Source organism: Chloroflexota bacterium, from assembly GCA_040902225.1.
In the GTDB taxonomy this organism is placed as follows: Bacteria; Chloroflexota; Limnocylindria; order QHBO01; family QHBO01; genus CF-167.
The window spans coordinates 380,898-393,841 of the sequence record JBBDXT010000002.1 but is presented as its reverse complement, the minus strand read 5'-3'; the positions used below and the strand labels follow the sequence as shown (position 1 = coordinate 393,841).

Here is a 12,944-nt window from a genome sequence, read left to right as displayed (position 1 = left end):
CCGAGATCAGCTCAGGGTCATCCCCGATCGTGGGGAGGTCAAGGGTGTGCGAATATGCTGGGATGGCACAGGTCGGCGTCCGGCGAGGAAGGGGGGAGCTGGCCGGCGCCGCGCGTGCGCGATTGGAGCGCAGCCGAAGCGACCGCGTCATCGGTGGCGTGGCGGCCGGCATTGGCAACCACCTGGGCGTCGAGCCGATCTTCGTGCGCTTCGCATTCGTGGCGCTCAGCCTCGCGCTCGGATTCGGTGTCGTGGTGTATCTGCTCGCGTGGCTGCTGGCCCCCGAGGAGGCAGTCGATGCCGCGACGGCGCCTCGACGAGGCCCGCTGGTCCGGCCCACGCTCGGCCAGGCCCTGGGTGGAGCGCTGATCCTGGGCGGCGTGTTCCTGCTCGTGTTCGTCAGCGGCTTCTGGTTCGGCGAGACCCTGGCCTGGCCTATCTCGCTGGCCGCCATCGGCTTCGCCATCCTGTGGGCCCGCTCGGGCGATGAGCGCGGCGGACGCTGGCCGCTTGACGCCGTGCTCACCCGCCGCGTCTCGCTCCTGCGGCTGGGCATCGGAATCTCTCTGATCGTCGGCGCCATGGCCATCTTCCTGGGCTACAACGCCTCGCTCGATGTCGCCGGGCCGATGGTGCTGGCCGCGCTCGTCGCGATCGGCGGGCTCGGACTCATCCTGGGGCCGTGGGCCTGGAACCTGGTCCGCGAGCTGATCGAGGAGCGCAGCCAGCGCGTGCGGACCGAGGCGCGCGCCGAGATGGCGGCGCACCTCCACGACTCGGTGCTGCAGACCCTGGCCCTTATTCAGCGCTCGCCGGCGCAGCGCGAGATGGTGACTCTGGCGCGCACCCAGGAGCGCGAGCTGCGCGCGTGGCTGTACGGGCGGGCTCCAACGCAGGCCGGTGCGCAGTTGCGGGACGCGATCGACGCCATGGCCGGCCGGGTGGAGCGTGACCAGCAGGTCAAGGTCGAGGCGATCGTGGTTGGCGAGGCCGATCTCGACGAGCACGCCCGCGCACTCGTCTCGGCGGTCGGCGAGGCCACGCTCAACGCCGCGCGGCACTCGGGATCGACGGAGGTATCGGTCTACGTCGAGGTCGAAGATGAGGCGATCAGCGCATATGTGCGCGACCACGGCACCGGCTTCGACCCGACGGAGGTCGCTGCGGACCGGCGGGGGATTGCGGACTCGATCATCGGGCGGATGGAGCGCCACGGCGGGACTGCGCTCGTGGACAGCCGGCCCGGCGCAGGGACTGAGATCGGGATGCGGCTCCCGAGGAAGCCGTCGTGACCGCGCCGACCCGAGTGGCGGCTGGCGTAACCGTCTTCGTCGTCGACGACCACGAGCTGTTCCGCTCCGGGGTGCGCTCGGAGCTGAGCCGCAGCTGTCGGATCGTGGGCGACGCGGGGACCGTCGAGGAGGCGGTGGCCGGGATCGTCGATGCTGACCCGGATGTGGTCCTCCTCGACGTCCACATGCCGGCCGGAGGCGGTCGCGGGGTGATCGAGGGGGTGCGGGCCGAGGGTTCCAGGGCGCAGTTCTTGGCGCTCTCGGTGTCGGATGCCGCGGAGGACGTGATCGGCATCATCCGGGCGGGCGCCCGTGGCTACGTGACCAAGTCCATTTCGGCCGACGAGCTCGTCGCCGCGGTCCAGCGCGTCCACGATGGAGACGTCGTCTTCTCGCCGCGCCTGGCGGGCTTCGTGCTGGACGCGTTCGCCGGCGAGTCCGACCAGCCGATCGACCCGGAGCTCGACCTCCTCACCGCCCGGGAGCGCGAGACGCTGCGCTTCATCGCGCGCGGCTACACCTACAAGGAGGTCGCCACCGAGCTTCACATCTCGGTCAAGACCGTCGAAACCCACGTCTCGGCCGTGCTTCGCAAGCTCCAGCTCTCGAACCGATACGAGCTGACCCGCTGGGCCTCGGACCGCCGCCTGATCTAGGAGTCGCGCCGACCTCGTTCGGCTGCCCATTTACACCCAGCGTGCGTAACGACAGAGATCGGCTCAGTAAGTCGGCCCTACCGGCCATGGCGACCGCAATAGCGCGCAACCCGGGGCTGGCTCGTGCTCAGCCGGAAGGAGGACGCCGCTTCCCTTGGCGCGGGAGGCCTCCAACTTGGCCGATACGTACGCTGGGCGCAAGCGAACGCGGCCTAGCCCTCGAGGGTGTCTGCGGAGCGGTCGAAGGCACGTCGGACGACCAGGACGCCGGTGACCAGGGCATACACCCCGGCCAGCCCGACGCACACCGCCAGCGGCCAGCTGTCAGCGCCGATTCCGTCCTCCAGCCCGGGAATATTGCTGAGCACGATGATCGCCACCCCGACGAATCCGAGCGCGAACGCCGCCAGCGGCCAGCCGATCAGCCGCCTCGGTGCGATCAGGGCGCCGAAGGCCGCAACCGCGAGGCCGATCAGCACGGCGAAAAGCCCGGCCGTCGGGCCGACCAGCTCCGGCTCGGTGATCCCGAATCGCGCCACCTCCCATTGCTGGAGAACGATGTTCAGGACGGCCGATAGCCCGATGCCGAACGCCGCGACGCCGATGGCAAGGAGTGGCGGCCGCAGCCACGCGCCCAGGGCCAACTGCGCGGCCAGCAGGACGCCGAGCACTGACAGGACGCCCCAGATCGGCGACCACGCGGCCATCTCCACGAGATGTGGCGTATCCCAGACCAGTCTCAACGCGGCAGTGAATGGCAGGACCGCGAGGAGCGCAGCCAGGAAGAAGACGAACGACAGCGCCGCCCAGGTCAGGCCGCGAGCCGGGGTGAGCGTCATTCGCCCCCGAAGAAGTCGTTGATCGCTGCGGTGTCGTCGGAGAATGCCCAGCGCTTGGTGATCTTTCCATCCTTCATGTGATAGATCTCGGCGACCTTGTAGTCGAAGGTCTGCCCATCCTTCGTGGCGTGTGCGCTGGCCAATACGACGGTGTGGTCGTCGTTGGCGATCACGTCGTGCAGGTCTCCGGTGATTTCGTACGGCGGAGGCGTGTCGCTACCCATCCCGAACCGCGCGGCGAGAGCCTCCTTGCCGATGATCGGCTCGGCGCGGCCGATCTCGTGCCATTCGACGTCATCGGCGAGCATGGCGGCCATTTCTCCGATGCTACCGCTGTTAAAGCTCTCCATCATGCTGCGAACCAGGGCTGCATTGGGGTGGTCGGCCATGGGACTCCTCCTGTGGGGAACGTGGAACGAGATGATAGGCCTGTCGACGATCCGATCAAGACCCGTGCTGGTGGCCCGGTGGCGGATCGACGGCGGGGGAGGTGCCGGCGTGCTGCGGATGACGGCGAAGCCGATGGCCCAGCAGACCGTGCGTCGGGCTGGCCACGAATGCCACCACGAAGAGGGCGGTTGCCAGCAGCACGATAGTGCCGCCGGACGCCGTCCCCAGGTGGAAGGAGATGTAGTACCCGGCCACGCCCACGCCCGCTCCGATGATTGATCCCAGCGCAAGCATTGGCACGAATCGGTCCACCAGCAGGCGCGCCGTCGCCGCCGGGGTGACGAGCATGGCCAGTACCAGGATGATGCCGACCGCCTGGATGCTCACCACGATCGTGACCGTCAGCAGCGCCAGCAGCAGGAAGTCGAGCGCGAAGACGGGGTAGCCGAGGGCGGCGGCCAGGGTGCGGTCGAAGGAGACGAGCACCAGCTCCTTGTGGAGCACCGCCAGCACCGCGATGATCGCCAGCCCGACCGCCGCGCTGACGGCGATGTCGGCGGTCGACACGCCCTGCAGGTTGCCGATCAGGAACCCGGTCAGGTCGCCCTGGAAGGTGTGGCGGGTGCTGATCAGGACGATCCCCAGCGCGAAGGCGGCCGCGAAGAATATGCCGATGGCGGCGTCCTCGCGGACGCGCCCGCTGCGCGTCACCAGCGCGATGGCGAGCGCGGTGATCAGCCCAGCCGCAAGGGCGCCGCCGAAGATGCTGAGCCCGGCCAGATAGGCGAGCACGATCCCGGGAAAGACGGCATGACTGATGGCATCCCCGATGAAGGCCAGGCGGCGGACGACGACGTACGCGCCGATGGCTCCGCAGGTGGCTCCCATCACGACCACCTCGGAGAGCGCGCGCAGAACGAAGTCGTAGCCGAGCGGATCGGTCAGCCAGTCCATCGCTCAGCCCGCTGGCGGCTGGTCGGTCGGCCCGTGGTGGCCGCCGAGGTGCACGTGGGTGTGGTCGGCTTCGCGCACGATCAGCAGCTCGCCGCCGAAGGTCGCGTGCAGGATCGGCGGGGTGAAGGTCTCCGCCGGCGGCCCGTAGGCGATCAGGCGGCGATTCACGAAGCACAGCTGGTCGGAGATCTCGGCCGCCGACTCGAGGTCGTGCGTCGCGTGGACGATGGTGGTGCCGGCGTCGCGCAGCTCCCGCAGCAGACCCACGATCAGCTGCTCGGTGGTCTGGTCGACGCCGGTCATCGGCTCATCCAGCAGGAGGACCGATGCCTCCTGCACCAGGGCGCGCGCCAGGAAGACGCGCTGCTGCTGGCCGCCTGACAGGGCGCCGATCTGCCGTCTGCCGAGGTCGGCCAGCGCCACCCGATCGAGCGTTTCGCGCACGGCGCGCCGGTCGGCCGAGCCGGGCATCCGCAGCCAGCCGATGCGCGGGTAGCGGCCCATCATCACCACCTGCTCCGCACTGGCCGGGAAGCTCCAGTCGACGGCCTCACGCTGCGGGACGTAGGCAAGCCGGGTGCGCTGCTCCGAGATCGGACGGCCGTCGAGCAGGACGCTGCCGGTCACCACCGGCGCAAGTCCCAGGATCGCCTTGAGCAGGGTGCTCTTGCCCGATCCGTTCGGCCCGATGACACCAACCAGCGTCCCGGGCGGGACCGCCAGGCTGACGTCGTGCAGCACCGGCCCGTCGCCATAGCCCGCATCGACGCCGTCGAGGACCAGTCCGGGGCGGTGTTCAGTCACGCCGACATGATACGTAGTCTCGGCTGTGCTAGCGTTGTCGCATGGATCGACGAACGTTGGCTGCGGGGGACCGGCTTGCCGCGGCCGGCGAGCGGGTGACCCAGCAGCGGCTCCTGGTTGCCAATGCGCTGGGTGCCGCCGGACGCCAGCTGACCGCCGAGCAGCTGTATCGCGACCTCCGACGACAGGAGCCGAGCATTGGGCGGGCGACCGTCTTTCGCACGCTCGAGACGCTCGTGGACGCCGGGGTTGCGCGCCGCCTTGAGCAGGACGGGCACGTTTACGCCTACGTGGCGTGCCTGCCGGAGCACCACCACCACCTTTCGTGCACCCGCTGCGGCCGAGTCGAGGAGATCAATGAGGCCTACGTGCAGCCCATCGCCGAGCGCCTGACACGCGACATGGGATTCGAAATCGACGACGCGCGCCTGGACTTCTACGGCCGCTGTGCCACCTGCCGCGCCGAGGAGCGCGTCGCTTCCGGCTGAGGGTTGACACCATCTTCGGCCACCTGATACTGTGTCTCAGTCATGAGACACCATCTCATCTTCGTCACGCTGCCGGGGCTCCTTCTCGCCGCCTGCGCCACCTCAACCCCCAGCCCGAATGACGCGCTGCTGCGGGTGGTGGCCACCACCACGCAGGTGGGCTCGGCGGCCAGGGAGGTCGGCGGCGACGACATCCAGCTCACCGTGCTGTTGACGCCTGGCGCGGAGGCGCACGACTTCGAGATCACGCCACCGGCGGCGGCCGCCATCGAGGACTCGGACCTCATCCTGGAGAGCGGCGCCGGGCTCGAGACATGGCTGGAGGACGCGCTCAACACGATAGGCGGCGCGGACCGCGTCCGGGACATGAGCACCGGCATTGAGCTGCGCGCGCCGGAGGATCCGACGGAGTCAGAGGAGTTCGACCCGCACTACTGGTTGAGTGCCCCGAACGCGATCAAGCTGGTAGAGCACGTGCGCGACGCGCTCACCTCCGCGCGACCGGACCTGGCCGACGGCTTCGCCTCCCGCGCAGCGACCTACATCGACCGACTCGAGGCGGCGGATGTGGAGATCCGGCGCCGGATGGCCGAGATCCCCGAGGAGCGACGCGGGATTGTCACCAACCACGACGCGCTCGGCTATTTCATTGCCGAGTACGGCCTGCACTTCGTGGGATCGGTCTTTCCCAGCCTGGACGTGACCTCGGAGCCCGATCCCGCCCAGCTCGCCGCGCTGGCTGACACGATCCGCAGCGAGGGCGTGACCGCCATCTTCAGCGAATCGGCCGTGAACCCGGGGCTGGCGCAGGCGATCGCCGATGAGACCGGCGCCCGGGTGGTTGACGCGCCGCTCTTCACCGATTCTCTTGGGGCTCCCGGCTCAGGCGGTGAGACGCTGGACGGCATGCTCCTGCACGACGCCCAGGTTGTCCACGACGCCCTCGTCGGTTCATAGCGGTCGCAGGCTGGCCGTATCAGGCCGGCTTTGATTCCGCGCCGGGGACCTCATCTGCGCCTGTCGGTTCGTCGGTCGCGGAGGGCTCGGGCTCATCCAGCTCCGCCTCGGCAGGCGGCGGCTCAGCCACCGGCGCGGTGGTTGTCTGGCGCGCTTTCAGCTCGGCGAGCAGGGCCTCTTGGCGAGCATCGGCCTGCTCTCGGGCGATGGCCTCGTCGCGTTCCTGCTCACGTCTGCGCTTCATGCGTGAGCGAGTCTACGCCCGGGCGCAGCCTCTAGTAGTCGGGCGGGTTGTAGGGCGTCCTTGACGGCTCTTCGGCATCCGACCCTGTGGCCGGCTGGCTGGGCGACGATGCGTCGACCGGCGCGATGAACCAGACGCCGCCGATCCCCTCGCCTTCCGAATCGCCTGCCGCCTGATCGGCGCCGTAGTAGTAGAGCGGCTGGCCGCCGTGCGTGACCTGCTTGCTGCCGTCATCGCGGATGGTCGTCCCGAACTCGCCCGTCACGCCCTCGCCGGCGTTGACGTCGGAGCCATCGCCCAGCAGGGGTGGCCAGGCGGCGGCGCACTCGCCGGTGCAGGTGCTCGTGCCCGCGGTATCGGCCGTGAAGATGTAGAGCGTCATTCCGTCCGGCCCGGCAAGTGCGTCACCTGCGCTGGTGGTCGAAACGGTGATCTCGATGCCGCCGGCCTGCGAAGGGCTTCCGGCGCCGACCTGCGGAGTGCACGCGGCGAGCAGCAGCGCGCCGGCAGCCATGCTTGAGGCGAGACGCATCGGTTCTTCTCCCTGGCGCGGTTTGGTGTGACAGGCCACGTGCCCTTATCTCAACGTACGCCCGGCGTTACACCATGCTGGGCGCCTACGGTACTTTCCCGTCATCGACATGGTCCGTCCAATGGCTACGCTCGTCCAATGCCAGTCTTTGAGAACGGGTGGATCTGTCGCGAGTGCTGGTCCGCGAATCGCGAGCAGGACGAGCGCTGCTATCGCTGTCACGCGGTCCCCAAGCGGAGGGAGATGCCCGAGCCCATCACCTTCTCCACGCCGGATGGCAAGCCCAACGAGGAGCGGAAGAAGGTATCCAGCCTGACCGCCCCCCCGCCCCCGCCGGCGCCAGCCCCCGAGCCGACCACCCCCGTCGCCGCTGAGCCGGCTCCGCCCCGTGAGTTCGTCCTGCTGGCCCGGCTGCGCACCGTCGCGGCCACGATTGGTCGAAGTCTCGCCCACCTGGTGCGACTTGTGCGCGCAGTCCCTGGCGCACCGCGCGCCGCCTGGCAGTTCGCGACGAGGAAGGCCCAGGCAGCCGTTGAAACGTCGATGTCGCCGATCCGCGCCGTCCTGTCACACCGACGCGCCTGGCTGACCGCCGCCTGGCTGGTCTCCGCTCTCACCTCCGCGCTGCTCTTCTCGGTCGCGCTGCACGCCAGCCTGGCTGCCAGCCTCCTGGTGGTGGCCAGCGTCGCGATCTTCAGCGGTCTCTCAGCTGCAATCACCACCAGTGCCTCGGAACGCCGCGACCGGAGGGCCGGTGACGCACCGCAGCCCCTCGTTGGACTGCACGAGGTCCACGACCCTGCAGTCCGCGCGGCTGCCGAGCAGGCAGCGCAGCCTGCCCCGGTCCTGGGGTCCCACACCGGCCGCTAGCCCTCTCGCAGCGTCATGGACCGGTAAGAACGCCGATCCCGAGCGTGACGACCCCGATCGCCAACGACGTGGCGCCCGCATACACGAGCCAGATGAACCGATTCGGCTCGGTCCTTCCCGCACCGGCCGACGAGAAGAAGAAGCCGGCCGGCATCAGGATCGCCGCCAGCGGCACCCCGGAGCGGGCGATCGCCGACCACGGCTGGCCGAGCCCGATGGCATCCGCGTAGACCTGGCAGACCAGGCTGAAGACGACCAGCACGCCGGCATGCGCATGGCCGGCCCGGGCGAACGAGATCTGGAAGCCGGTGGCCGCCACTTGGCGTCGGACGATCGCGAGCATGTAGAGGCCTCCGGACTCGACGGCGACCACGCTGAGCAGCAGCACCCCGGCGGTCAGGCGGGCTTCGTCGGAGAGGGTCATCGGTCAACCTCCAGTGGTTTGCGGAAATGGCGGTCCAGCTCGGACGCCCAGCGGCGACCCAGGCCCTCGGCGTTCGTGGTCAGCCAATCGGCGAGGTGGATCGTGCCGGCCGGCGGCTGCTCGGAGAACATGAGGCGCTGCTGCAGCTCGGTCACCTCGTGTCGGGTCAGCACCACGTCACGCACGACAAGGCCGATGAGCCCCGCGGCCGCAAGCGAGAAGGCTACCGGCGTATGGACGACCAGCGCCCGGCTGCCGACCGCACGGCGCACGAGGCCAACGAAGTCGTTGAAGGCGAAGATGTCGGGCCCACCGGCATCGAGCGTGGTGTCCTCGGCCATGCCTCCAGCCCGCACCGCCACCTCGGCAACGTCTTCCACATGGACCGGCTGGATCGGATAGCGTCCGTCGCCCGGGATCCCGAAGGCGGGCAGCCGACGCAGGGTCCAGGCCAGGTTGTTGACCAGGATGTCGCCGGGCCCGAAGGTCACCGTGGGCCGCACGATGGCATGCCCGATGCCGGACGCGCGCAGCGCGTCCTCGACCACCGCCTTGGCGCGGAAGTACGCGGTCGGGGCGTCATGCGAGGCGTTGACGACGCTGATGTGCACGATGCGCCGAACCCCGGCCTGGCGCGCGGCTTCGAACAGCATCCGGCTGCGCTCGATCGCCCAGGCGTAGGTGACCGGTCCACGCTCGAAGCGGATCCAGAACGTGTTGTAGAGGGTGTCGCTGCCGCTCAGGGCCGCGTTCAGCCGATCGGGATCCGCGAGAACCTCACGCGTCAGGTTGCGGACCTTGTCACCCGCGGCGACCAGGCGCTGGGCGATGAATCGGCCCGTGAAGCTGGCGGCCCCCGTCACGGCATGGCTTGTCATGTCAGAGGCTCAGTCTAGGACGAGCCGTTGCAGCGCTACTCCACCCCGATTGAGAACTCGAGGGATTGAATCATCTCATCCAGCGTTGCTTCATTGGCGGCATAGTCGCCCGGTGCGTCGGGCCCTGTACGTGCGATGAACCATGATCCGTTCTCGCAAGCCACCCCCGGACGAAGGTCGATGAAGTACGCATAACCGGACACCTCACCAGCGTTTGCTCCCTCGCCGAACGCCAGCTCTCGCGCCCAGGCCGGGAACCCCTGGATCACCAGCACTCTTTCCGAAATGACTACCTCGAAGGATCCAAGGCACCCAGTTCCCATCGTCAGGGCGATCTGGGCGCCCATCCACCCTCCGTTCTCGTCCTGCTCCGCGCTGAATGGTTGCTTTGCGAAGAGGCGACACTCAGTGAGGTTCAACGAAGGGTCGGCTGGGTGAACGAACCAGCCTGGCGGATACGAAACCGAGAATCCGTTGGGATTGGAGCAGCGGGGCCACGCGACCGCCGTCGCGGAAGCCTGGGCGCTGTTGGACTCGGAGGGGATCGGCCGCGGCGAGCAGCCCATTAGCAGCACCCCAAGCAACACCGCGGTCACAGCGTCGGTTGTCATGCGCGAGGCCAGTCTAGGGCGAGCCGTTCCAGAGCCTCGAGCGGCAGCCAGGTCCAATCCGGCCGGTTGTTCGCCTCGTACACGACCTCGTAGCACGCCTTCTCGAGCTCGAATGCGGCCAGCAGCGGCACCGCGTCCGGGCTGATCCCGCCATACCCCTCGAGGAGAGCCGCTCGGGCCGTACTGAGCCATTGGCTGCGCTCGCCTGGTGCCGACCCCTGGGCGGCCGCCGTGTGCGCCGCGTAGTCGAGCGAGCGCAGCATGCCGGCCAGGTCGCGCAGCGGCGACGCCGGCGCCCGACGCTCGGCGAGGGTCCGCGCCGGCTCCCCTTCGAAGTCGATCACCGTGAAACCATCGTGGCTGCGCAGCAGCTGGCCCAGGTGGTAGTCGCCATGGACTCGGCTCACGCGAACTACCCCTGCGTCCTCGATCGCTGCGAAGGCGGCCGTGATGCGGGGAGCCAGGCCCGACAGGCGAGGCAGCGTTGCAGCGTTCAATACGCTCAACGCAGCGTTCAGCTGACGCCCGGCCGAGGCGCCCCAGGCGACGAGCTCAGCCTCGGTGGCGAGGCGGACGGGAAAGCCGGCTGCCCCGGGCTGCGACGCAAGGGCCGCGTGCATCCCGGCGGTGAGGCGGCCGATCTCAGAGATTCCACGGATCGCCTCCACCGGCCCGTCCGGCTCCGCGGCGAGGCGGTCGAGCACCCAGGTCCAGGCGTCGTCCTTAGAGCTCACGAGCTGCTGCAGCATGGCTGCCGAATGCGGCTCGCCGTCGAGCAGGTAGGTTGCGGAACCTGCGAGGGCGGGCGCCTGGCGGAACCCGACGTCGGTCAGGAACGCGTTCACTTCGACCTCCGGGTTGGGGCCTGACTCCACCAGCCGATACACCTTGAGCATCAGCGCCTCGCCCAGCGCCACCGAGGTGTTCGACTGCTGCACCCCCAGGCGGTGCTCGGCCAGCGACGTGAGCGCCGCCGCCCCGCCCGGGAGCAGCTCGGGCGCGGCGCGGGTTGGTGTGAACAGCCACTGGCCGCGAGCGCCGGACAGCTCGCCCCCGGCGAGCATCAGCGCGGCGAGGCTGCGCCACACCCCCTCCCCCTCTCGTGGCTCGCGAAACTGGCCCCCGGCCAGGGTCACCGGCACCAGGTAGCGGGCGCGCCCTCCAGCGACGTCGGTCGCCTCGAGGACCACAAGCCAGCCGGGGGGCCCACCGATCTCCGCCGCGTCAACGAATTCGACGGTCGCCAGCGCCCGGCTCTTGCCGCGAAACCAGCGCTGGGCGGCGAGCCACTCGGGGGTGAACGCCGACGCCAGGCGCTGGAGCCGGCGATCAATCGCCGGCTTGGGTGCCATCGGTGAGCAGGAACCAGTAGAACCCGTGGGGGCCGAAGGTCAGCAGGTATGGCAGCTCGCCGATGGGCGGGAAGCGGACGTGACCGATCATCTCGACCGGCACCATCCCGTCGAAGGCGCGCAGGTCGAGCTCGACGTACTGCGCGAAGCGCGACAGGTTGGCCACGCACAGGATGGTGACCCCTTCGTGCTCGCGCAGATAGGCGAGCACGCGCATGTTCTCCGGGGCGAGGAATTGCAGCGACCCGCGACCGAAGGCAGGGAATTCGTGACGCACGCGCAGGATGCGGCGCATCCAGTGCAGCAGCGAGCCCGGGATTCGCTCCTGGGCCTCGACGTTGACCGCCTGGTATCCATACACCGGGTCGACGATCACCGGCGAGTAGAGGGCCGCTGCATCGGCGGTCGAGAAGCCGGCGTTGCGGTCGGGCGTCCACTGCATCGGCGTGCGGACCCCGTTGCGGTCGCCCAGGTACACGTTGTCGCCCATCCCGATCTCGTCGCCGTAGTAGATGACCGGCGTTCCTGGCATGGACAGGAGCAGCGCGTTCAGCAGCTCGATGCGGCGGCGGCTGTTCTCGACCAGGGGTGCGAGGCGGCGCCGGATCCCCTGGTTGATGCGCGCGCGCTTGTCGGCCGCGTACTCGGTCCACATGTAGTCGCGCTCGGCGTCGGTCACCATCTCGAGCGTCAGCTCATCGTGATTGCGCAGGAAGAGCGCCCATTGCGCCGTGGCGGGGATCTCCGGGGTGCGCTCCATGATGTCCACGATCGGGGTGCGATCCTCCCTTCGCAGTGCGATCCAGATGCGCGGCATGAGCGGGAAGTGGAACGCCATGTTGGACTCGTCGCCGTCGCCGAAATAGGGCCGCACGTCCTCCGGCCACTGGTTCGCCTCTGCCACCAGCATGCGGCCCGGGTGCTTCTCGTCCATCGCCGCGCGGAGCCGCTTTAGGACCGTGTGAGTCTCCGGCAGGTTCTCGCAGTTGGTCCCTTCGCGCTCAACCAGGTAGGGGACCGCATCCAGCCGCAGGCCATCGACGCCCATCTCCAGCCAGAAGCGCATCACCCGCAGCACGGCGCGCAGGACGGCGGGGTTGTCGTAGTTGAGATCGGGCTGGTGGGAGAAGAAGCGGTGCCAGTAATACTCCTGCCGCCCGTTGTCCCAGGCCCAGTTGCTCGCTTCCGTGTCGACGAAGATGATCCGGGCGTCGGCGAACTTCCTGTCATCGGTCGACCAGACATACCAGTCGCTCCGGGGATTCGTCGCGGATGCGCGCGACTCCACGAACCACGGGTGCTGGTCGCTGGTGTGATTGATGACCAGCTCGGTGATCACTCGCAGGCCACGCTTGTGTGCGGCCCGCACGAAGGCTCGGAAGTCGCGGCGGTCGCCATACGCGGGGTGGACGTTGGTGTAATCGGCGATGTCGTAGCCGTCGTCGCGCAGCGGTGACGGGTAGAACGGCATCAGCCAGATGGCGGTCACGCCCAGGCTGGCGATGTAGTTGAGCTTTCCGGTGAGGCCGATGAAGTCGCCGATGCCGTCTCCCGACGAGTCTGCGAAGGCCTTCACGTGCAGCTGGTAGATGACCGCGTCCTTGTACCAGAGCGGGTCATCAGGCGGGCCTGGCGTGGATTGGCGGCTCATGG

The 12,944-nt window shown here is 69.0% G+C and carries 16 protein-coding genes; 5 read left to right on the top strand and 11 right to left on the bottom strand.

Annotated features, from left to right (window positions below; all coding sequences use genetic code 11):
- Positions 1-62: 62 nt before the first annotated feature.
- Positions 63-1,292: a PspC domain-containing protein gene (locus WEB29_02095; protein ID MEX2135740.1), complete on the top strand. Its 1,230-nt coding sequence runs from the start codon at positions 63-65 to the stop codon at positions 1,290-1,292.
- Positions 1,289-1,948 (top strand): response regulator transcription factor, encoded by a 660-nt coding sequence (locus tag WEB29_02090; protein MEX2135739.1) that lies wholly within the window; start codon positions 1,289-1,291, stop codon positions 1,946-1,948. The genes WEB29_02095 and WEB29_02090 overlap by 4 nt, the downstream gene beginning before the upstream one ends.
- 212 nt (positions 1,949-2,160) lie before the next feature.
- Here WEB29_02090 and WEB29_02085 read toward each other — a convergent pair whose 3' ends face one another.
- From WEB29_02085 to WEB29_02070, 4 genes are read right to left on the bottom strand one after another with little or no spacing between them, the layout of a single operon-like run.
- Positions 2,161-2,787, bottom strand: coding sequence for a hypothetical protein (locus WEB29_02085; protein ID MEX2135738.1), 627 nt, complete (start codon positions 2,785-2,787; stop codon positions 2,161-2,163).
- Positions 2,784-3,176, bottom strand: coding sequence for a nuclear transport factor 2 family protein (locus tag WEB29_02080; GenBank protein ID MEX2135737.1), 393 nt, complete (start codon positions 3,174-3,176; stop codon positions 2,784-2,786). The genes WEB29_02085 and WEB29_02080 overlap by 4 nt, the downstream gene beginning before the upstream one ends.
- A gap of 55 nt (positions 3,177-3,231) precedes the next feature.
- Entirely contained in the window at positions 3,232-4,131 is a 900-nt protein-coding gene (locus WEB29_02075) for a metal ABC transporter permease (GenBank protein ID MEX2135736.1), read from the bottom strand.
- 3 nt (positions 4,132-4,134) lie between these two features.
- Positions 4,135-4,935, bottom strand: a complete 801-nt coding sequence (locus WEB29_02070) for a metal ABC transporter ATP-binding protein (GenBank protein MEX2135735.1) — start codon at positions 4,933-4,935, stop codon at positions 4,135-4,137.
- A 41-nt stretch (positions 4,936-4,976) separates the two neighbouring features.
- Between WEB29_02070 and WEB29_02065 the strand changes: the two genes are divergently transcribed.
- Both WEB29_02065 and WEB29_02060 read left to right on the top strand, forming a co-directional pair.
- Positions 4,977-5,423, top strand: coding sequence for a Fur family transcriptional regulator (locus WEB29_02065; GenBank protein ID MEX2135734.1), 447 nt, complete (start codon positions 4,977-4,979; stop codon positions 5,421-5,423).
- A 42-nt stretch (positions 5,424-5,465) separates the two neighbouring features.
- Positions 5,466-6,380 carry a metal ABC transporter substrate-binding protein gene (locus WEB29_02060; protein MEX2135733.1) on the top strand — a complete coding sequence of 305 codons (915 nt, stop codon included), beginning with the start codon at positions 5,466-5,468 and terminating at the stop codon, positions 6,378-6,380.
- A 19-nt stretch (positions 6,381-6,399) separates the two neighbouring features.
- On the opposite strand, the gene WEB29_02055 is transcribed toward WEB29_02060, so the two are convergent.
- Both WEB29_02055 and WEB29_02050 read right to left on the bottom strand, forming a co-directional pair.
- Positions 6,400-6,624, bottom strand: a complete 225-nt coding sequence (locus tag WEB29_02055; GenBank protein ID MEX2135732.1) for a hypothetical protein — start codon at positions 6,622-6,624, stop codon at positions 6,400-6,402.
- A gap of 31 nt (positions 6,625-6,655) precedes the next feature.
- A complete protein-coding gene (locus WEB29_02050; protein ID MEX2135731.1) occupies positions 6,656-7,156 on the bottom strand; it encodes a hypothetical protein in 501 nt (166 codons plus the stop codon).
- 138 nt (positions 7,157-7,294) lie between these two features.
- Between WEB29_02050 and WEB29_02045 the strand changes: the two genes are divergently transcribed.
- Complete coding sequence (locus WEB29_02045; GenBank protein MEX2135730.1) at positions 7,295-8,026, top strand: hypothetical protein; 732 nt, start codon at positions 7,295-7,297, stop codon at positions 8,024-8,026.
- A 13-nt stretch (positions 8,027-8,039) separates the two neighbouring features.
- Here WEB29_02045 and WEB29_02040 read toward each other — a convergent pair whose 3' ends face one another.
- From WEB29_02040 to treS, 5 genes are all read right to left on the bottom strand, one after another.
- Entirely contained in the window at positions 8,040-8,450 is a 411-nt protein-coding gene (locus WEB29_02040; GenBank protein MEX2135729.1) for a hypothetical protein, read from the bottom strand.
- Positions 8,447-9,328 (bottom strand): NAD(P)H-binding protein, encoded by an 882-nt coding sequence (locus WEB29_02035; protein ID MEX2135728.1) that lies wholly within the window; start codon positions 9,326-9,328, stop codon positions 8,447-8,449. The genes WEB29_02040 and WEB29_02035 overlap by 4 nt, the downstream gene beginning before the upstream one ends.
- Positions 9,329-9,363: 35 nt before the next feature.
- A complete protein-coding gene (locus WEB29_02030) occupies positions 9,364-9,675 on the bottom strand; it encodes a hypothetical protein (protein ID MEX2135727.1) in 312 nt (103 codons plus the stop codon).
- Between the two features lie 260 nt (positions 9,676-9,935).
- Positions 9,936-11,291, bottom strand: coding sequence for a hypothetical protein (locus WEB29_02025; protein ID MEX2135726.1), 1,356 nt, complete (start codon positions 11,289-11,291; stop codon positions 9,936-9,938).
- Positions 11,269-12,942 carry a maltose alpha-D-glucosyltransferase gene (gene treS / locus WEB29_02020; GenBank protein ID MEX2135725.1) on the bottom strand — a complete coding sequence of 558 codons (1,674 nt, stop codon included), beginning with the start codon at positions 12,940-12,942 and terminating at the stop codon, positions 11,269-11,271. Before treS ends, WEB29_02025 begins: the two co-directional genes overlap by 23 nt.
- Positions 12,943-12,944 lie beyond the last annotated feature (2 nt).

Excerpts from the sequence above, each read along its gene's own strand:
- WEB29_02095 (MEX2135740.1), top strand. The coding sequence starts at position 63 with ATGGCACAGGTCGGCGTCCGGCGAGGAAGGGGGGAGCTGGCCGGCGCC.
- WEB29_02085 (MEX2135738.1), bottom strand. The coding sequence starts at position 2,787 with ATGACGCTCACCCCGGCTCGCGGCCTGACCTGGGCGGCGCTGTCGTTC.
- WEB29_02080 (MEX2135737.1), bottom strand. The coding sequence starts at position 3,176 with ATGGCCGACCACCCCAATGCAGCCCTGGTTCGCAGCATGATGGAGAGC.
- WEB29_02075 (MEX2135736.1), bottom strand. The coding sequence starts at position 4,131 with ATGGACTGGCTGACCGATCCGCTCGGCTACGACTTCGTTCTGCGCGCG.
- WEB29_02065 (MEX2135734.1), top strand. The coding sequence starts at position 4,977 with ATGGATCGACGAACGTTGGCTGCGGGGGACCGGCTTGCCGCGGCCGGC.
- WEB29_02060 (MEX2135733.1), top strand. The coding sequence starts at position 5,466 with ATGAGACACCATCTCATCTTCGTCACGCTGCCGGGGCTCCTTCTCGCC.
- WEB29_02055 (MEX2135732.1), bottom strand. The coding sequence starts at position 6,624 with ATGAAGCGCAGACGTGAGCAGGAACGCGACGAGGCCATCGCCCGAGAG.
- WEB29_02050 (MEX2135731.1), bottom strand. The coding sequence starts at position 7,156 with ATGCGTCTCGCCTCAAGCATGGCTGCCGGCGCGCTGCTGCTCGCCGCG.
- WEB29_02045 (MEX2135730.1), top strand. The coding sequence starts at position 7,295 with ATGCCAGTCTTTGAGAACGGGTGGATCTGTCGCGAGTGCTGGTCCGCG.
- WEB29_02040 (MEX2135729.1), bottom strand. The coding sequence starts at position 8,450 with ATGACCCTCTCCGACGAAGCCCGCCTGACCGCCGGGGTGCTGCTGCTC.
- WEB29_02035 (MEX2135728.1), bottom strand. The coding sequence starts at position 9,328 with ATGACAAGCCATGCCGTGACGGGGGCCGCCAGCTTCACGGGCCGATTC.
- WEB29_02030 (MEX2135727.1), bottom strand. The coding sequence starts at position 9,675 with ATGGGCGCCCAGATCGCCCTGACGATGGGAACTGGGTGCCTTGGATCC.
- WEB29_02025 (MEX2135726.1), bottom strand. The coding sequence starts at position 11,291 with ATGGCACCCAAGCCGGCGATTGATCGCCGGCTCCAGCGCCTGGCGTCG.
- treS (MEX2135725.1), bottom strand. The coding sequence starts at position 12,942 with ATGAGCCGCCAATCCACGCCAGGCCCGCCTGATGACCCGCTCTGGTAC.